Origin of the sequence: Pontiella sulfatireligans, assembly GCF_900890705.1 — a bacterium.
GTDB lineage: Bacteria > Verrucomicrobiota > Kiritimatiellia > Kiritimatiellales > Pontiellaceae > Pontiella > Pontiella sulfatireligans.
Genome location: NZ_CAAHFH010000002.1, coordinates 1,913,015 through 1,930,341, shown reverse-complemented (window position 1 = coordinate 1,930,341; position 17,327 = coordinate 1,913,015). Strand labels below are relative to the sequence as shown.

Below are 17,327 nucleotides of genomic sequence, written 5' to 3'. Positions count from 1 at the left end.
CCTATCGCAAAAAGATCGGACTACCCCGAACGACGCCTTCCCATGGGCTGGGTCAGTCGCCGAAGATGCCCTTGAGCAGGTTGCCGATGGCTTTCGTAGTTTCGTCTTCCTTCTTTTTTTCATCCTTCTTCTTTTCTTCCTTCTTCTCCTGTTGCGGCGACTTATCTAGCACGCGGTTCAGGATGCCGCCGAGGGTGGCGCCCGCATCGGCATCCTTGTCGCCTTTGAGCACACCCAGCACCTGGTTGGCCAAATCGGCGGTCTGCGCGTCTTTCCGGCTGATCTTGCCGGCGCTCGCAAGCACTGCGGTCGCAATGCCGGCCTGGTTGCGCAGGTTGGTCAGGTCGCCCTTCAACGGAATGGTCGGCCCAGCGTGATAGCCCGAGGCATCGCCGTCCATAGCAATGTCGAACCCCCCGCTGCGAAGGCTGGCCGCCTTGCCTTCCGAGAACCCGGTCTCAATCTCCAGATCCGGCGTCCATGCTCCGCCAAACTGCAGCGAGCCGCTTCCGTCGAGCAGGAACAGGGGCGCTTGCAGGCGCAGCTGCTGGAGATGGATGTCGTGGTCGCCGAACTGCGCCTTGTCGACCGCCAGATCCAGTCCGCCGCCCACGAAGTTCATATCGCTCCAGCCCATGTTGAACAGGCTCAGCAGCAGCAGGTCCGTCAACCGCCCGGCCGTGCCTTCCAGCTGCTCGACGACGAGCCGGTCCAGCTGCGCGGTCACTTTCGCAACAAGGTTGTCCTGCAGCGACGCCATGTCGAAACCCGCCCCCTTGAGCTCGATGCTGGCCACCTTCAAGCCCCCGCTCATGAAGCGGCCCGCTTTGGGCATGAACGAGGAAAGCATCGGTGCGAACGGGAGATTGGTGGCGCTGGCCACAACGTCGTAGTCCGGTTTCTTCGGATCGCGCAAGTCGACGGTTCCCTTGGCTTCAAGCAGGCCGCCGTTGAGCAGGAGCTGTCCCTTGGAGAGATCGAGCTTGCCGTTGCGATACTCGGCCTCGACGGTAAAGTCTTCGATGACCATCTGCCGGTACGTCGCCCGCGCCACGTCAATCCCCATCGCGATCCACAGGTTCGGCGGGGGCGGAGGCGCGTCCTCTTTTTCGCCGCCGGGAGCGGGCCGGGGCGCCGGAGCCTGCGGCGCTGCTTCCTTCCTTTCCGGACGGACAACCAGCTTCTCTAGTTCGTCCAACAAGACCGTGCCCCGCGTCGATGCGCTGACGACGTTCTTCACGTCCGGATCCATGCCCGTGTCGAAACTGCCGGCCACATCCAGAAGCAGCAGCGGTTCCCGTTCGCCCGTCCGCTGCAATACGACACCCATGCGGTTGATCTGGGCCACTCCGCCGACGGCATAGTCGAGCGCGAGGTCCAGCGAGGGCGACAACGGTCCGGCCAGCGCTGTTCCGTCGCGTTTGGAAAAATCGAGGCCCTCGATGGCGGCCTTCGCATCCAGCCGCACGGTCTGACCCGGGCCGGTCATGGTCGTGGCGCCGTTGAGCTTCACGATTCCAGCCAGCTTTGCGATGCCCGCTTCATTCGGCACGAAGGGGAGGAGCTTCGCCAGATCAAGATCGTTCACCGCAAACGTGAGCGGCACCTCAACCTTTCCGGGCGCCGTTTGCATATCGTCCAGCGCAAAGCTGGTCTTCCCGATGGAAACCTCGACAAGGCCGTCGCGGCCGAATCCGTTTACCCGGAAATAGCCCGGCTCCAGCAGCACTTGTCCGCCATCGCGCAGGCCCCCTTGCAGATGGGTTTCAATATCAAGCGCAAGGGGCCGTTCCAGCCCCAGCGAAGAGCTCTCGGCCTCGATCCCGGTTACACTGAGATTAAAATCAACGTTCGGGTTGGCCACGCTCTGGCGCAGGTCAAGTTCTATGCGGCCCGCCAGCTTGGGCTGGCCTATGGCGAAGTCCAGTTCGCCCAGGAAGGGCTTGGCCAGTTCCATCAACTTCGCGCCGTCTCCCTCGATCCGGGCGGTCAGCTGGCCGGTGGGTTCGGGCGCCAGTTCCATCGTTCCGCCGAGGAAAACCGTTGCCGCCGGAGCGGCGCCCGCCGCCAGCGGAACCAGCCCGACCTTGAAGTGCTCGATGTCCAGCGTCTTGAATTCCACCAATTGCAGCCTGGCTTCGTGGTCGATGCGCAGAGGGCCGATCTGTTTGCCGCCCTGCCGCACCACCAGCTTCTCTACCCCGCCGCCGCCGATCTGGAGCACCACGAGGCGGCCGCCCTGCTCGATATCCAGCTGCACGTCGCGGTTGAGCTCACCGCTCACGATGCGCAGGTCCTGTTGCTTGGCGAGCAGCGCGTTGAGCATCGTCAGGTCGAAGCGGTCGATCTTCACCGAGAGCTTGGCGGCCGCGGCGCCGCCGGGATCTTGCAGGTCGAGCGCCACCGCCCGGTCGAGGGCGACGGCCACCACATCCCGCCCGCCATCCGCCACGGTCGCGTCCAACCGCGACAGCGTCAAAGTATGCGAGGTTAGATCCATGCCCAGATCATAGTTTACGGCAATCTGCAGAGGCCGAAGCGCCGGTACGCCGGCGGAGGGAACCGCCAGGGTCAGATCGCGAACGTGCAGTTCCCCGCGCGACGCGAGGCTGCCTTGCGAAGGCATATCCACATGCCCCTTGTAGGAAACGGCCGTCTGGCCAAACTCGAGGCCTCCGGCCAGGGTGCCGACCACGTTGAGCAGGCTTCCGGGGGGAATCTCCATGGCCAGGTCGAGCGCGGCGGACGGCGGCGCGGCCCCCAGCTCGCCCGTCACAACCAGTTCTGCGTCCTTTGTCTCGTGGTCGTATTCCGCCAGGTTTAGATGCTTGAGGATCCAGCGCTGCGGGCCATCGCCCGCCAGTTCCATGGCAGCCTGAACCCGGCGGCCGTCGAGCGCGACCGAACCCGCAGTTCCGGCCATGCCCTTCACATTCACGGTGAGATTAAGCATGGTCGGCATCAGATCCTGCCCGAGCGATCCCTTGAGATCCACCGAGATGTCCCGTACTTCGGCGTCGACCAGCTCCCCCACAACGGCTTTTGCCTGGGTGGCCACCGTCAGGCGGAAATCCTTTCCGGAGACCAGTTCGGGCAGGTCGAGATCCAGTTGCGGCACCAGCAGCTCCATTCGTTCGGCGGAACCGCCTGCCTGCACGTAGCTCAGGCTCAGGTTTTGCACCTTCACATTCCGCACCGCGATGATCAGCGGTTTGGCGGGCTTCGAAGGTTTGGGCGTAGCTTTTTCCGGTGGCGCCGCCTTGGTCAGCGCCTCCAGTTTTTCGGGGGTGACCGCAACCTTCACGTCGCGGAGCAACACCTCGTTCACCTCCACCTTCCCGGAGAGGATGGAGAGTGCGCGGTAGCGCATCCGGATATGCCCGGCCAGCAACAGCGGGTCGGCCTCGCTGCCGACGCGTAAATTTTTGATTTCAATGTGGTTGAAGGCCGAAAAGGCCACGTCACCCGACTGAACCTCGGTGCCGAGCGCCGCGGCCACGCGCGGGAAAACCTGCGTCCGGATAAATCGCCCCGAGCTCACGTAGAAGTAGGTGCCCAGCAACGCCGCCAGCAGCACCAGCACCACGGCGGAGGTGGTTTTTAGAACTTTCTTTTTCATGTCTCGTTCTCCCTATTCATATCCATGAACCAATGCTTGACGCGAACCAAGCTAAACAATCCCAATTCGTCAGACATTCAGGGCGGAATTGCGCCGGAAAAACTCTTCAGACAGAATCCATAGTGCGTATGCAATCCTTAGCGTCCACGGGCAGCGAGGACGTTGCCCCTCCACCAAAAATATGCAGCCGAGGCCCATGGCCTCGGGCGAGTTCAAGGAACTCGGCTACAAGTCAGCCGGACATTCCCAACGACTAGAAAAATCGGCTCATAGAGCCAAGGTTTTGAGCACGAAACTTTTGGGTTCGTGAAGGCCGTCAGAAAATCAGCCCTAAATCTCATTCGCCCCTTTGCAGTCAGGATAGGCGGAGCAGCCCCAGAACTGATGGCCAGCGTTCTTGCCCGTCTTCGCGGTTCGTAGCACCATCGGCTCACCGCATTTCGGACAATCCAAAACCGGGTCGGCGGTTTTCTTTTTCTGGCGCTCTTTCAGACGTTCCTTAGCAAGCAACTCGCTGTAGCCGCCCTCGGAAACAAACTGCTCCTCCAATGCCGCTATCTGCTGATCCAGCAGATAATTGGTTTGGTGAATCAGGCAGATGAGCGCATTGGCACGAATAGCAGGGTCGTCGTTTTCCAGCCACTCGGCATAAAGCGCATAGCGCTCGCAATCTGAGAGATCGGTCAGATTAGACTGATCCGACCGATCATTTCTGAATTGCTTCGGCACATTCCGCACGGCCAACGCTTCCGGAGAACTCAGTTCCCACATCGGCAGTCCCCGATGCCGCAAAAAATCTTCATAGTCGAGCAGGAGCTCTTCCAGACTTGCCCGGGCTAAATTCACGAGTCGCAGCTCCGTCTGGCTGGAAGTGGCGCTTGCCCGACTCCCCTCGGCAATGTTCTGCCTACCGCTCCGCGCGGCCTGAACCATCTGATCCACTGTCCGTGAGCGACGATCTACAAATTTTTCACAAAACCAGACCGTTGCGTCATAAACAATCGTCGAAGCCTGGAACGTAGCCAACTGGCGGTAGCCGCCGCTTTTGCGAATTTTCCCCATTGCTTCCTCCTGTAATAAGTCAGAATGGACTGATCTGACTGATTACCAAAGAAAGCTATTCGTTTGAAGAATAATTTACGAAACCGCGATGTTCACCAGCCGCCCCGGCACAACAATCACCTTGCGGACGGTTTTGCCTTCGAGCCAGGTTTGGATTTTTTCGGCGGAGAGGGAAGTGGCTTCGATTTCTTCTTTGCTTCTAAGCCGGTGTATATCCTGACGCTTCTGGGGCTTACGGGCTCTGTGGCATTTCTGGTATTCTTTTAGCGTAAATCAAGAAACGCCATAGCTGTTGCTTTTCCTTGAATTGCTCTATTGCATGGCCAGTTCGGAGAGCGTGGAGGGGAGGGGGTTCAACCCGAAAGCCTGCAGGACGCCTTGTGTGACCTCATCGAGCAGACCCTCTCCGGCATAACCCTGGTTCAGGAGGAGTGCTGCGAACTGACGGTAGACATCAATGAATTCAGCGGCATGGGCTGTGATCTGTTCGTTGCTGTCCGGTTTTACCATTATGGTGAAGACTCCCCCGGCATTGACGGCACCAAGCAACGTAAAGGCATCCTCTTTTTCAAGGTGCTGGTCGTAGTGATGGCTGCGTGCCCCGTTGATCAGGCAGGGAACCGCCGCCAGCATCAGGTGGTCACCGTCCAGCGAGGCTTTGAACAGGAATCCGGCTTTTTCCCGGACGATCCCTGGATCATTCAGAGCCCTGATCCAGGCGGCGGCTATTGACGATCCGCCGATCTTCCCATTCAACGTGACTTTGCTGACTGTCATAGGCCGCAGTATGGTTCATTTAGTTGATGAACGAAAGGGTCGGAACGCTTTTTTCATCATTTGTACCAAAACGAAGCTGGATAGATTGCTGCCTGCTGTCGCACGCGAAGCGAGGCTTTCCGAAAGAAAGCAGCGACCAAAGGGAGAGGCAATCACGTCTACATTTACGAAACGGCAATGTTGACGAGCCGTCCGGGGACGACGATTACCTTGCGGATGGTTTAACCGACAAGCGCTGATTGGTGGAGACTGGGTGCGCGAGCAACCAGCGTCCGCGGGCAACGAGGACATTGCCCCTCCCCCTGAAATCTGTAGCCGAGGCCCATGGCCTTGGCTACGGCGACCGAGTTCAAGGAACTCGGCTACAGTTAAGTCGGCCATTTCCAACGACTGGAAAACTCGGCTCACAGAGCCGACGCTACACCGGAGCGGAAGTTGTAGTGTTGGCTTTATGAGCCAAGGTTTTGGGCGTGAAGAAATATCAGTTCACGTAGATCGACTCGATCAATCGACGGAATAATCATCCCGAAAACATCATTTCATAGATGACCCCTGCTACTGACCCCTGCTCCAATTTTAATGGAGGCGGTGTGCTGACTGGTATCGACCGCTCCTACCGAAACGGCAAGGGCGTGGCCTATGTGTTACCGACCGAAGACGAATGGTATAAGGCGGCCTATTTCAAACCTGACGCCAGTGGCTATTCTCTCTACGCGAACGGGAGTGATGATGTGGCTGATCTGACTCGCGGCACGGTCAATGGATGGAACTATAACGATGTCACGGACGGCTACGTGAACGATTCGCCGAACCACACATGGGAAACTGGATTTGGCGCAGAGGAGCAGAACGGCACGTACGATATGATGGGCAATGTCTGGGAGTTGACTGAGAGCAAGTTTGGCCCTAACTACGGCTTCCTGAAGGACTATTATGCGATGCGAGGCGATGACTACACCACTTATGAGAGCCAGCTGAATTCTTCGCACCGCGGCCTCGCCTTCCCCGTAAGTGAGGAGATCTATTTAGGCTTCCGCGTCGCGGCCATCCCAGAGCCCATGAGCGCCTCTCTGATCATCCTTGTGTTCCCGCTGATGATCCTTCGCCGCAATTTATGTTCAGGGAAAAAGAAAGGCTCAGGCCAGCTCTACATGCACCTCAACAAGCTCTTCTGCTCTTTGTATAGCGAGCGTGCTTAGAGTGTATTTGAACGAACATGTTTATGGCGTTGTTCATACAGCCACCCAAAACGGGTGAATCCAATAGTTCAATGTCTACTCTTCCGCCCAGTCCCCACACAGCAGTTCGGCCTGTTGCAGGACGGTCTGGGTGGCTTGTTCTTCCCGGTCGGGAGGATAGCCATACTTGCGGAGGATGCGCTTTACCATAGTGCGGATCTTGGCCTTTACGTTTTCCTTGCGCGTCCAGTCGATTGATACGCTGTTGCGTACGCCCTCCACAAGGCTCTGCCTTGTTATTTCTGGACGCGGGTGGTGCCTTTGTTGTCGGTCAGCACGCGAACGCGGTCGCCGACAGCAAACTGAACGTCTGCTTCCTGCACGACGGCAATCACTTTGCCGCTATCGAGTTTGACGGTAATTTCGAGGCCAGTGTACTGCGTCCGTTTTTCTTCGACCTTATTTCCGGCAACGGCTCCGACGGCTGCACCACCGAGCGCAGCGAGCTTAGACCCCGAGCCCGAACCCACGGTACTACCCAGCACACCACCAGCCGCTCCGCCAGCCACGGTACCGAGACCGGACTGACTGCCTTCAACCTGCACTTCTTTCACAAATTCAACCACACCGAGTTGTACATTCTGGGTGGCACGGGCTTGATCGCGCGTATACACCTCGCCGGACTGGCTGCTCGCGCACCCCGTGATGAGTGCGATGATGGCAACGGCGGAAATAAACTGTAAATTCTTCATTTGATTCTCCTTCATTAAGATCTCTGTACTCTAATTGATAGGAAATCGCTTTTCAGGCGATTGGGGCGCTCGCCCCGAGAGGCCGTTCTGGACAGCGGTTTCATGGTGGAATATGTAGAGGAAGCCGGGGGCTTTGTCAAGGGAGGGAGTCTGCCCGTCCAGGGCGTGCCCCGGACGGGCAGACACGATGGCCCGATGGACAAAAACGACCTGTTTCGGACAAATCTCCCCTGCCACGAACACTCAGCCATTCGCGCAAACATCGTATTCCATCACAGGATCCCTGCTGTAGTCGGGAAAGGGATCGCCGGGGAACAACTCCACCGTACCCTCGCCTTCCGGTGGCGCACGGGCCGGTTTTAGTGGAACACCCTTCTCCCACATGCAGAGGTGCCGCAGAATGCGTTCGATGACCGCGCGTTCGTCGATGAGGGCAACAATGCGCATTTCTCGATTGCAGGTTGGGCAAATGAGCGGATCGGCCTCCCATATTGGAATGCTTGGTTAAAGGTACAAACTTGTTGTTCAAAAAGATGAAACATCCCAACGGCTAACAGATTGTGCATTCCTTGGAGAACATTTTGAAAGGACGTACAGTAATTGATTGCCATATTCCGAACAATTTCAGCAAGATCTGCTTCATTCATTACTTTTGGATTCACAACCTCCGAAAGTCGCTCAAACTCCCTCTGCTCGAAAATCATTGCATCGTTGTCTAAATCATCAAATGCGGGAAGCACCCGTTCCTGAATACCTTTCAGAAAGAAGTCTATCTGAGATAAATAAAGGTCAAGATGTGTATACGTGAACCATTGCTTAATATCCATTTTCATAGACAGGAACCCTAACTAAATGATCGGAAAAGGGGGCAAAATACTTTTACCATCATTTCTCATTTTCTGATTCCTTCTTCTCGCTCAAACATAACGCGGCAAGATGCCGCGTCTACGTTTACGAAACCGCAATGTTCACCAACCGTCCGGGCACTACAATCACCTTGCGGATGGTTTTGCCTTCTAGCCAGGTTTGGATTTTTTCGGAGGCCATGGCGATGACTTCGATTTCATCTTTACTAGCTGAAGACGGGACTTTGATCTGGTCGCGGACTTTGCCGTTGACCTGAACCGCCAATTGAAGCTCGTCGCGCTTGAGGGCTTCTTCGTTTACGACGGGCCAGTCAGCGTTCATGACGCCGGCTTTGTGGCCGAGCTCGACCCACAGCTCTTCGGCAATGTGTGGCGCGAAGGGCGAAAGCAGCAGGACGACGTTGACCATGGCGTCGCGGAAAACGATTTTGGCGGAGTCGGAGCTGTCGGCCGAAATCTTGAGGTGGTCGACGGCATTCATCAGCTCCATGATTCCCGCAATAGCGGTGTTGAACGTAAACGCCCCATCGAGCCCGCGGGTGATCTGCTGGATGGTTTCGTTGGTTTTGCGGTAGAGGTCGCGCTCGGCGTCACCCATGTTTCCGAGGTCTGGAACTTTTCCTTCAACGGATTTGAGCAGGTCCAGATTTTCCGAAACACGGCGCCAGATACGTTTAAGGAAACGCGATGCGCCTTCGACGCCGGTATCCTGCCACTCGGCTTCTTTTTCGGGCGGGCCGATAAAGAGCGTGTAGAGGCGGACGGTGTCGGCGCCGTATTTTTCGAGCAGTTCTTCGGGGCTGACGACGTTGCCTTTGGACTTCGACATTTTGTACAGGTTGCCGTCGGGGCCTTTTTTGCAGATCATGCCCTGCGTAAAGAGGTGTTTGAACGGCTCGTCGAAATCGATCAGGCCGAGATCCTTGATGGCCTTGGTGAAGAAGCGCGCGTAGAGCAGATGCAGAATGGCATGCTCGATGCCGCCGATATATTGATCGACCGGCATCCATTTATTGGAGATCGCGGAATCGACGGCCTGCGTGGAATCCTGTGCGCTGAGGTAGCGCAGGAAATACCAGGAGGAGTCGACGAACGTGTCCATGGTGTCGGACTCGCGGGTGGCGGGTTTTCCACACTTCGGACATTTGCAGTTCATAAAGGCTTCGCTGGATTTGAGCGGCGATTCGCCTTCGGCTTTAAATTCAACGTCGGTCGGCAGCAGGATCGGGAGGTTTTCCTCCTTTTCGGGAACCACGCCGCAGTCTTCGCAATAGACCATTGGAATCGGCGCGCCCCAGTAGCGCTGACGGGAAATGAGCCAGTCGCGCAGGCGGAAGTTAATCTTGCCTTTGCCGAATTCCTTTTCTTCGGCGAGGGCAATCATTTGCTTGATCGCTTCGCGGTTATCGACACCGGAAAAATCGCCGGAATCAACGCAGGTTCCGTCTTCGGTGTATGCATCTTCCATTTCGTCGAGGACGAGCGAACCTTCCGGATTCTGAATGGAAAGCTTGATGGGCAGGTCATATTTTTTGGCGAAGGCAAAGTCGCGGGTGTCGTGCGCCGGAACGGCCATGACGGCGCCGGTGCCATACATCAGCACATAGTTGCCGACCCACAGCTCAATCTTTTCGCCATTATAAGGGTTGATGAGGTAACGCCCGGTAAAGCGACCTTCCTTTTCAACCTCATCTGCCTCGCGATCGAGGTTGGTCAGCTTGGAGTTGGCCTTGATGAATTCGAGCACCTCTTCTTCCTGCGGGAGGCCGGCAACGAGGTTTTTCAGTTCCGGGTGTTCGGGGGCGAGCGCCATGTAGGTGCAGCCATAGATGGTGTCGACGCGGGTAGTGTAGCAGGCGACGTTTTCAATGTTGTCCCCTGCCCCGTCTTCGCGCGGCACGATCGGGAAATCAATTTCGGCGCCTTCGGAGCGGCCGATCCAGTTTTTCTGCATAGTCTTCACGCGGGTAGGCCAGCCGTCGAGCGTATCGAGATCGTCGAGCAGCCGCTGGGCATAGTCGGTGATTTTGAAGAACCACTGATCCATCGACTTTTGGTCGACTTCGGAATCGCAGCGTTCGCACGCGCCGTCAACGACCTGCTCGTTGGCGAGCACGGTGGCGCACGACGGACACCAGTTGACGTTGGAGTTCTTTTTATAGACGAGGTTTTGCTTATAAAACTGAATGAAGAGCCACTGCGTCCATTTATAGTAGTCGGGCATGCAGGAGGTGACTTCCTTGTCCCAGTCATACATGCAGCCCCAAGCGCGGAGCTGCTCCTTCATGGTCACAATATTCGCGGCGGTGTATTCGGCCGGCGGCGTGCCGGTTTTGATGGCGGCGTTTTCGGCGGGCAGACCAAACGAGTCCCAGCCCATCGGCGTGAGCACATCGAAGCCTTGCATCTTTTTGTAGCGAGCAACGGCGTCGCCAATGATGTAGTTGCGCCCGTGGCCGACGTGGAGCTTGCCGGAGGGATACGGGAACATCATCAGGCAGTAATACGGATTTTTAGCCGTCGCCAGATCGGTCTTAAAGTCGCCGTTGTCGTCCCAGAAGTCCTGCCACTTGGTTTCAATATCGCTAAAGGGGTAGTTTTCGTTCATTGCATTCACCGTTATTTGTTAATCGTTAATAGCCTATGCGTTGGGGTCTTTGGCCTTTTTGAGATAGTTCATATATCCATTGGTTATTTTTACCGCATCCCAAACCAGGACCTCGCCCTCTTTAAACGTCTCTTCTGAGATCAGCTCTTCATCACGCGCCGCTTGCAAGCGATCCAATACTTCATAGCTCGAACCACGTGAATTACTGCAAAATTTTGCATTATCCAAATAGTGGTAACGCCCATAGCCTTCCGCAATATTGGCTGTGGTTGAACGGGCCGCTCGAACTATTTGATCTACCAAGCGGTACTTTTCCTCTTTGGGAAGCAAAGGGACAACCTTCTTCACAACAAACAGCTGCAACTCCCGGCACGCTTGCCAGCACTTCAGTTCCCGAAAATCCTTCATACCACCACCTATCAACAATTAACCAATAACGATTAACTGCGCACCCCGTGCGCTAAAGATCGGGAATAATAAGGATTAGCCCCATTTTATCCACTTCCAAAGCTTGGAAAAATCAGCCTAGCTCCGGCGCTTGCTGCTGCCCCCGCTTTTCTTGCTGCTGGAACTTTTCTTCTGTGACGTGCCTCCGCCGTTTGACGATCCCCCGCTTTTCTTGGAGGCCGCGGCATTTTGCTTCTGGAGCTGCTGCATAAACTGCTGGCGCTGCTGGGGAGACATCCTTTGCATAAAGGCCCCCACTCGGCTGGCGGCTCCCTGAACCCCCGACGATGGAGAGCGTTGCTGCCCGGATTGCGCCGTGGCCACAGTTCGTGCCGCGGCCGGTTTGGCGGTTCCCGGCGATGTATCAACCACCATGCCCTGGCCATAGCCGCCCTGCGCACTGTCTTTCGCATGCTTAAGCGGCTTGTAGTCAACTTCGTAGGTTTCCACTTCTCCGGTAATGATGTGCTCGAGCGTTACCCCGGCAAAGTCGATCGACTTGATCTGCCATTCCTCCAGAAAATTAACGATGGGCTGCCGTGGATCGCGCTCGTCCTCGACCTGCGAAAGGGCGGCCTGCTCGTCGCCCTGCCAGACGCGCAGATTGGCCCCGGGCTTGGACTTAAGCGAAAAAACGGCGTTCCGCTGAGTTTCGCCCACATAAACGCCTTTGACCAGAAGGTCCGGAAAGGCGTTTTCGCCGGTGGCCGCGCGCTCCGGAACAAAGAGATGCTTGGCCAGAACCTCTTCCATGGTTGGAATATAGCCGTCGAGCGCGAGGCTTTCGGGAATCCGCGCTTCGGCAGCGTCCGCGGAATCGGCCGCTTCGAGCTCAACCGGCGAACGCAGTCCCGCCGCCACCAGCAACGCCCCGCCTATGCAGCAGGCTCCTAGAACGGGAACCACATATTTGGAAAAATCAACATTCAGGTTCATGCTCCCCCCTCCTCGCCGGCCCGCGTATGAATTTGGATCGATATTTTGAAGCCCATGCTCGGGTCCTTCGTTTTTTCGGTTACGGTCTTCTTTGATTTCGAACTGTTGGATTTTTTCGGCTTGGGTGCCGACATCGACATGGAATCGACCAAAATCAGTGGCCGGTAGGTTTCCATACGGTGCAGGAATTTGAGAATTTCCGGATAGCGCCCGCGCCCCTTTACCTCCATATTCATCTGGGTGGACGCATCGCCGACCGATGAACGTCCGGCAGAAACTTCCAGCCCGAGATCCGGGCCCATCTCGTTAAGCAGCTTGATCAGTTGCGTCTGCATCATGATGTGGTTTTCTATCGGCGGGAACAACAGCTCGTCCGCGCCCTTAAGCGCATCGCGAAGCATTTCGTTTTCCTGCTGGATTACTCGGGCATCGTCCACCAGTGCATTGAGATCCTCCAGCAAGGCGGTTTCGTCCCGCAGCGCTTCCAGCTGCTCCTGACGGAAAGCGGAAGCGGCTTTGAGGCCCGGAAAGGCCACTAGGCCTATGAACAGCGCAAGGCCTCCGGCAATCAGGTAGATTTTTTCGCGTTGCGAAATTTTAAATATCAGCTTCTTCATCGGAAGTCCTCAAGGTAACGGTGATGGCGAAGGAATGATAGTCGCCCTCCTTCTTGCCAATATCCGACTTGCTGATCTCCTCGATCTGCGGCGATTCGAGCAGGAGTTCGGGCAGGCGGTCGGGTTCTTTTGAAAGCCCGCGGATATGAAGCGAGCCTCCGTTTTTAAAGTAGGCCAGCTGCAGATAACTGTCCTCGGGCAGCGCCTCGCTGAGCGCGCCCCAAATCTCCATTCCGCTCACGTGCCGGCTGCAGATTTCGTCCAGCCGGTAGAGCTGGCGACGCATTTCGCGGTTTTTATCCTTCATGCGCTGGATCGGCGCGGCGCGGCGGCGCACCTTCGAAATTTCTTCGGCCACCTGCTTGCGCTGCAGCGCCGGCGCGCCGGTCTTGAAGGCCAGCGAGGCCAGCAGCTCAACCGCCAGCAGTGCGCAGAGCGCCGCCACCAGAATGGTGCGCTTGCTGATTGGAACCTTCCGTCCCGCATTTTCGATCAGGTTCAATTCGGGAGGAAGTTCGGCCGCATCCGCCAGCAGAGCATCGGTCAGCGGTTCTTCAACCGAAGCAAAGGCCTCGGGCACTTCCAAGGGCTGGAGATTCAGTCCGAAAGCGGCGCCCAAATCAGCATCCAACGGCTCGGGACCGGCCACCAACACGCGGCCGACGCCCTCCATGCCAAGCCAGTCCTTATGTTTGACCGCCATTTGACGCGCCGCGGTAACAACCCGCTCCGGACCGAAGCCCGGCATCGACCGGCTCATCACCTGCGAATCCTGCAGCAGGCCGTTGCCGTATAAGCACAACTCCACGTTGCGCACATCGGAAACCACCAGCAGCGTCGGCTTATCTGAAAGAATCGGAAAAACCGCCGAGCTAAACGGAACCGCTTCGTCGATCGGCACTCCGGCCTCCTCAAAACGGCCAACCAGCGAGCGGACGTCCGCCTCGCGCGCCGCCACCAAGCTCAGCACCACCTGCTTTTCGTCCGGCTCCGGCGCCGCCGACCAACCCAACGCACGGTCGGCCTCCGGCAGCGGCACATGGCGGGTGGCCTCGAACTGAATCATGCTGGCCATATCAGCCAGCGACATAGCGGGATAGCGCAGCGTCCGCTGCATCGCCTGTTCGCGCGGGATGCACAGCAGCACGCGGCTCGGTGTTTTTTCCACCGACGCCATCAGCGCCGCCACCGCCTCGAACACCTGTTCATCGCGCGGCAGCCGCTCCATGAATTTGATCTGCGCGCCGAGCACCGTGCGGTCGATGAATACAACCTCCACCGCCTCGTCCCGGAACAGGATGCACATGCTTGCTTTATTCGTCATAGGCTTTGCCTGATTTTGAGTTTAAAGGATTCTGTTTTACACCTTCATACGAAGAAAATACGAAGGCACCAAGAACTCGAAGATGCACAAACATTGCGCCTTCTGAGCGTTGCAGAACTTGGTGCCCTTTGAGTGTTTGTGTTGAAAAATTCATAGCATCTCTTCCCCGGGTACGCCGTAGGCGAGGATGCGCTCAACGGTTTCGGCGCCCGCGTTTTCGAGCAGGTCTTCAATGCGGTAGCCGTCTTTCGATTCTTCGAGCCGCACCAGAATAATGTGCCGCGATTGATAGGCTGGTTCCGGAAGCTGCTCTTCCTCATCTTCGAAAAAATCATCCTCGTCCATCGGACTTTCCTGAACAAAGCCCTGGGCAATCAAATAGAGGTGGCTGGGCTTTTCTTCAATTTTGGTGAACCGCTCCCGATCCTCGCGGCGGCTGGCCGGCTCCGAAGGCAGCACGCCGTCGATGATGTATTTGCGCGAAGCACGCGCCTCCAGGCTGTTGTCGCCGATGAAGTAGCGCAGCAGGCCGCCGCCGACGAGCATATTGTCCTCGATCTGCACGGGGTTGCCGTAGCCATAGAGCATGTCCGGCGTAAAGCCATAGACGAGCAAGACTTCCTCATAGCTCGAAACGGGGCTGTTTTTGGCGTGGCGCGGTGGCTCCAGGTCTTGGTAAAAATCTTCCTCCGCCCCGTTGGCCCGCACAAGGTTGTCAGTATCAATCCAGTCGTGGAACGCATCCACAAGCGCATTGCGCTCCTCGCCCTCTTCGATTCCGCAAGCCACTTCCAGCAGCCGGTGCCAATCGTTGTGGCTCACCTTGTTTGGATCAAGTGCGTTTGGCTTGTGGATGATGCGGTACGACGCGAGTCCCCTGCCCAGCTCCACCCCTTCGCGGTAGAGCATCATTTCCTCTATTTCCGATTCGTAATCCTCCGCCGCCTTGACAAAAAAGGCGTTGCCGTATTCGTCGGAATAAAGCGTCGTGTTTTTGCGGTTGAGCTCCATGCGTGCCAGCGCCAGCGCGCTGCGCGCCAGCTGAAAGTTGAGCGCCTCTTCATAGTGCCCGCCCGCCGCCTTCACCTCGCTCTTCATATCGACGCCGAAGGTCGTAATCAGCACCGCCAGCACCACCACCACCGCCAGCACCATGATGAGGGCGGAACCTGATTTCGCCTTCGGCTCAGATTGAAAGTCTAAGGGCCCAAAGTCGAAAGGTCGGCTGGCTTTCCCGACTTTCGACTTTCGACTTTCTGACCTTAGACCTCTCATATGCCCTTCCTGCGGATTGAGTAGTCAAACATCAGCGATTCGGTTCCGAGGCCCGGAACGGCCATGACCATTTCAACGAGGTCGGGGAGGCGCACGGCATAGTCGGTGTCGATGTCGTCGAACTCCATCTCTTCCTTTTCCGGCTCGTCGGTAAAGCCGCTCTGCTCCAGCTCCCAGTAGCGGAAAAAAATCTCTCTGGTATTGTCGAGCAGCATCACCTCTTTGCGCGGTTTCCAATCCTCGGAAAGGCCGGCATCGCTCCAGTCGTCCCCCACGGGGTTGTCGATCCCTTGCAAATAAGCCGTGTCCACCATCCACAGGCTTTGCGCTTCCGTTTCCTCGTCGATACGCACCTCGACGGAAATCCAATGCATGTAGCCGTCGCGCTCGGCCTCGAGGAACGGACGGTCGAGCACGAAACCCAGCGCGAGCTCTTCGCCTCGGAAGCGATAGCGCCCATCGGCCGTGTCGTAGCTCGAATCGTCGGCCAGCCAACTGCGCTCCTGCGTTGAAACCGTAACAATCCGAGCATCACGCAATGCGCCGCCGAGCACCGTTTCGAGCGACCGCAGCCGCGTCAGCTGATCCATCGCGGCCGTTCCCTGCGCCACCGACCTCGAAGCATTGTTCAGCACACCCGCGATCGAACCGCCGAGGATTCCAAGCAAAACCAAAGCCACAAGGAGTTCAAGGAGGGTGAAGCCGCCCCTTGAAACCTGAAACCTGAAACCTGAAACCTGAATTGTACTGCCCTTCGGCATTCGGCATTCCTTGTTCGTTATTCGCTATCGCTGTTGAAAAAGCTCCAACCCCTGAAACAAAACCCGTTTTCTCAATTCGCCGCCCTCGACGTCGCTCCATTGCACCAGCACCGTCATATTACAGGGCTTCAGCGCGCGGGAACTGCCCGTCTCGTCGGAATCAACGCCAGGCAGTTCGTCATAGTCGGCCTCTTCAACCGTGGTCGTCCACACATAGCGGCCTTCTTCCCCGGTCATTTCTGCGTCCGGCAAATATTTCATCCGACGCAGGGCATTCATTTCCCGCTGGGCAATGCGGACGCCGCGCGCGTGGTCTTCCGAAAGCGACACGTCCTTCATATGATGCGTCAACGCCGCCAACATTCCGGTTACGCCGATGGCGAAAACCAACAACGCCACCAAGATCTCTAAAATGGTAAAACCCTTCTTCATTGCTCACCCGATCCAATGCGGTTCACCAGCTTTGGGCGTCCGGTCAAAATATCCGCCGCAATGTCCAGGCGGGTTTCCTTGAATGCCAGGCTTATGCCGCCGCCGTCGCTCCCGCCAAAATGGGTGAAGGTGAATGCGACGGTTTCGGCCTCCGGATCTTCCGTTGTCCGGTAATCTTCGTCCTCCCTTTCCTCCCGCTGGAACACATCGTCCTCGTTGAACGGCGCCTGGATCTCATCGATGGAAAAACCTTCGAGCATGATTTCGTCACTGAACGCGATCACCTTTTCAAACCGGTTGCTCATGGCGAGCAGCCATTCCTCGTCTTCGCGGTCGATCAGCCCGTCGGGATAGTTGGCGATGATTGACCGGTAGGCCTGTGATTCGACCGCCCGGATTTCATTCATCACCGGATCGATACGGACATCGATGCGCACCTTGCGGCTCATGGCCACCTGGCGCGCCTCGCTCATCAGCCGCATTACTCGCCGCCCTTCCTTGCGCAGGGTTTCCTTTGGGGAGGAAAACGAAGCGATGGCCGGCACGCTGACCGTGACCAGCACGGCAATGATCGCCAACACGACAATGAGCTCAACAAGCGTAAACGCTTGTTTCGAAACCTGAAACCTGAAACTTGAAACTTGAATGGATTGATCTTTCGGCATTCAGGATT

Annotated in this window: 17 protein-coding genes and 1 pseudogene; 2 read left to right on the top strand and 16 right to left on the bottom strand. The window is 57.0% G+C overall.

Annotation, left to right across the window (positions count from 1 at the left end; genetic code table 11):
- Positions 1 to 52: 52 nt before the first annotated feature.
- Positions 53 to 3,619: an AsmA family protein gene (locus SCARR_RS20935; RefSeq protein ID WP_136063594.1), complete on the bottom strand. Its 3,567-nt coding sequence runs from the start codon at positions 3,617 to 3,619 to the stop codon at positions 53 to 55.
- Between the two features lie 330 nt (positions 3,620 to 3,949).
- Entirely contained in the window at positions 3,950 to 4,681 is a 732-nt protein-coding gene (locus SCARR_RS20930) for a four helix bundle suffix domain-containing protein (RefSeq protein WP_136063593.1), read from the bottom strand.
- A gap of 63 nt (positions 4,682 to 4,744) precedes the next feature.
- On the opposite strand from SCARR_RS20930, the gene SCARR_RS20925 reads away from it, so the two are divergent.
- A complete protein-coding gene (locus SCARR_RS20925; RefSeq protein ID WP_136063592.1) occupies positions 4,745 to 4,948 on the top strand; it encodes a hypothetical protein in 204 nt (67 codons plus the stop codon).
- A gap of 45 nt (positions 4,949 to 4,993) precedes the next feature.
- Here the strand turns inward: SCARR_RS20925 and SCARR_RS20920 are convergent, their stop codons facing one another.
- Complete coding sequence (locus SCARR_RS20920) at positions 4,994 to 5,458, bottom strand: hypothetical protein (RefSeq protein WP_136063591.1); 465 nt, start codon at positions 5,456 to 5,458, stop codon at positions 4,994 to 4,996.
- Positions 5,459 to 6,003: 545 nt separating this feature from the next.
- Here SCARR_RS20920 and SCARR_RS20915 point away from each other — a divergent pair.
- Entirely contained in the window at positions 6,004 to 6,657 is a 654-nt protein-coding gene (locus tag SCARR_RS20915; RefSeq protein ID WP_136063590.1) for a formylglycine-generating enzyme family protein, read from the top strand.
- A 75-nt stretch (positions 6,658 to 6,732) separates the two neighbouring features.
- Here SCARR_RS20915 and SCARR_RS20910 read toward each other — a convergent pair.
- The 13 genes and pseudogenes from SCARR_RS20910 to SCARR_RS20855 all read right to left on the bottom strand — a co-directional run.
- A pseudogene (locus tag SCARR_RS20910) lies at positions 6,733 to 6,921 on the bottom strand (type I restriction enzyme endonuclease domain-containing protein); the annotation flags it as partial.
- A gap of 11 nt (positions 6,922 to 6,932) precedes the next feature.
- Positions 6,933 to 7,388 carry an outer membrane lipoprotein gene (locus tag SCARR_RS20905; RefSeq protein WP_136063588.1) on the bottom strand — a complete coding sequence of 152 codons (456 nt, stop codon included), beginning with the start codon at positions 7,386 to 7,388 and terminating at the stop codon, positions 6,933 to 6,935.
- A gap of 243 nt (positions 7,389 to 7,631) precedes the next feature.
- Entirely contained in the window at positions 7,632 to 7,835 is a 204-nt protein-coding gene (locus tag SCARR_RS20900) for a hypothetical protein (protein WP_136063587.1), read from the bottom strand.
- 504 nt (positions 7,836 to 8,339) lie between these two features.
- Positions 8,340 to 10,862, bottom strand: a complete 2,523-nt coding sequence (leuS, locus tag SCARR_RS20895) for a leucine--tRNA ligase (protein ID WP_136063586.1) — start codon at positions 10,860 to 10,862, stop codon at positions 8,340 to 8,342.
- A 33-nt stretch (positions 10,863 to 10,895) separates the two neighbouring features.
- On the bottom strand, positions 10,896 to 11,270 hold the full coding sequence (locus SCARR_RS20890) for a four helix bundle protein (RefSeq protein WP_136063585.1): 375 nt from the start codon (positions 11,268 to 11,270) through the stop codon (positions 10,896 to 10,898).
- Between the two features lie 117 nt (positions 11,271 to 11,387).
- A complete protein-coding gene (locus SCARR_RS20885) occupies positions 11,388 to 12,245 on the bottom strand; it encodes a hypothetical protein (RefSeq protein WP_136063584.1) in 858 nt (285 codons plus the stop codon).
- Complete coding sequence (locus tag SCARR_RS20880) at positions 12,242 to 12,862, bottom strand: GspMb/PilO family protein (RefSeq protein WP_136063583.1); 621 nt, start codon at positions 12,860 to 12,862, stop codon at positions 12,242 to 12,244. The genes SCARR_RS20885 and SCARR_RS20880 overlap by 4 nt, the downstream gene beginning before the upstream one ends.
- Positions 12,843 to 14,186: a PilN domain-containing protein gene (locus tag SCARR_RS20875; protein WP_136063582.1), complete on the bottom strand. Its 1,344-nt coding sequence runs from the start codon at positions 14,184 to 14,186 to the stop codon at positions 12,843 to 12,845. The genes SCARR_RS20880 and SCARR_RS20875 overlap by 20 nt, the downstream gene beginning before the upstream one ends.
- Positions 14,176 to 14,340 (bottom strand): hypothetical protein, encoded by a 165-nt coding sequence (locus SCARR_RS28360; RefSeq protein ID WP_168433497.1) that lies wholly within the window; start codon positions 14,338 to 14,340, stop codon positions 14,176 to 14,178. The genes SCARR_RS20875 and SCARR_RS28360 overlap by 11 nt, the downstream gene beginning before the upstream one ends.
- The gene (locus SCARR_RS20870; RefSeq protein WP_136063581.1) at positions 14,337 to 15,461 is read right to left on the bottom strand and encodes a type II secretion system protein GspK; all 1,125 of its coding nucleotides are present in this window, start codon (positions 15,459 to 15,461) and stop codon (positions 14,337 to 14,339) included. Before SCARR_RS20870 ends, SCARR_RS28360 begins: the two co-directional genes overlap by 4 nt.
- Positions 15,458 to 16,222 (bottom strand): prepilin-type N-terminal cleavage/methylation domain-containing protein, encoded by a 765-nt coding sequence (locus SCARR_RS20865; protein WP_136063580.1) that lies wholly within the window; start codon positions 16,220 to 16,222, stop codon positions 15,458 to 15,460. The genes SCARR_RS20870 and SCARR_RS20865 overlap by 4 nt, the downstream gene beginning before the upstream one ends.
- Before the next feature lie 24 nt (positions 16,223 to 16,246).
- Complete coding sequence (locus SCARR_RS20860; RefSeq protein WP_136063579.1) at positions 16,247 to 16,654, bottom strand: type IV pilus modification PilV family protein; 408 nt, start codon at positions 16,652 to 16,654, stop codon at positions 16,247 to 16,249.
- The gene (locus SCARR_RS20855) at positions 16,651 to 17,319 is read right to left on the bottom strand and encodes a prepilin-type N-terminal cleavage/methylation domain-containing protein (RefSeq protein ID WP_136063578.1); all 669 of its coding nucleotides are present in this window, start codon (positions 17,317 to 17,319) and stop codon (positions 16,651 to 16,653) included. The genes SCARR_RS20860 and SCARR_RS20855 overlap by 4 nt, the downstream gene beginning before the upstream one ends.
- Between the last annotated feature and the right edge of the window lie 8 nt (positions 17,320 to 17,327).

Excerpts from the sequence above, each read along its gene's own strand:
- SCARR_RS20885 (WP_136063584.1), bottom strand. The coding sequence starts at position 12,245 with ATGAACCTGAATGTTGATTTTTCCAAATATGTGGTTCCCGTTCTAGGA.
- leuS (WP_136063586.1), bottom strand. The coding sequence starts at position 10,862 with ATGAACGAAAACTACCCCTTTAGCGATATTGAAACCAAGTGGCAGGAC.
- SCARR_RS20890 (WP_136063585.1), bottom strand. The coding sequence starts at position 11,270 with ATGAAGGATTTTCGGGAACTGAAGTGCTGGCAAGCGTGCCGGGAGTTG.
- SCARR_RS20935 (WP_136063594.1), bottom strand. The coding sequence starts at position 3,619 with ATGAAAAAGAAAGTTCTAAAAACCACCTCCGCCGTGGTGCTGGTGCTG.
- SCARR_RS28360 (WP_168433497.1), bottom strand. The coding sequence starts at position 14,340 with ATGAATTTTTCAACACAAACACTCAAAGGGCACCAAGTTCTGCAACGC.
- SCARR_RS20860 (WP_136063579.1), bottom strand. The coding sequence starts at position 16,654 with ATGAAGAAGGGTTTTACCATTTTAGAGATCTTGGTGGCGTTGTTGGTT.
- SCARR_RS20930 (WP_136063593.1), bottom strand. The coding sequence starts at position 4,681 with ATGGGGAAAATTCGCAAAAGCGGCGGCTACCGCCAGTTGGCTACGTTC.
- SCARR_RS20855 (WP_136063578.1), bottom strand. The coding sequence starts at position 17,319 with ATGCCGAAAGATCAATCCATTCAAGTTTCAAGTTTCAGGTTTCAGGTT.
- SCARR_RS20865 (WP_136063580.1), bottom strand. The coding sequence starts at position 16,222 with ATGCCGAAGGGCAGTACAATTCAGGTTTCAGGTTTCAGGTTTCAGGTT.
- SCARR_RS20875 (WP_136063582.1), bottom strand. The coding sequence starts at position 14,186 with ATGACGAATAAAGCAAGCATGTGCATCCTGTTCCGGGACGAGGCGGTG.
- SCARR_RS20905 (WP_136063588.1), bottom strand. The coding sequence starts at position 7,388 with ATGAAGAATTTACAGTTTATTTCCGCCGTTGCCATCATCGCACTCATC.
- SCARR_RS20880 (WP_136063583.1), bottom strand. The coding sequence starts at position 12,862 with ATGAAGAAGCTGATATTTAAAATTTCGCAACGCGAAAAAATCTACCTG.
- SCARR_RS20915 (WP_136063590.1), top strand. The coding sequence starts at position 6,004 with ATGACCCCTGCTACTGACCCCTGCTCCAATTTTAATGGAGGCGGTGTG.
- SCARR_RS20900 (WP_136063587.1), bottom strand. The coding sequence starts at position 7,835 with ATGCGCATTGTTGCCCTCATCGACGAACGCGCGGTCATCGAACGCATT.
- SCARR_RS20920 (WP_136063591.1), bottom strand. The coding sequence starts at position 5,458 with ATGACAGTCAGCAAAGTCACGTTGAATGGGAAGATCGGCGGATCGTCA.
- SCARR_RS20870 (WP_136063581.1), bottom strand. The coding sequence starts at position 15,461 with ATGAGAGGTCTAAGGTCAGAAAGTCGAAAGTCGAAAGTCGGGAAAGCC.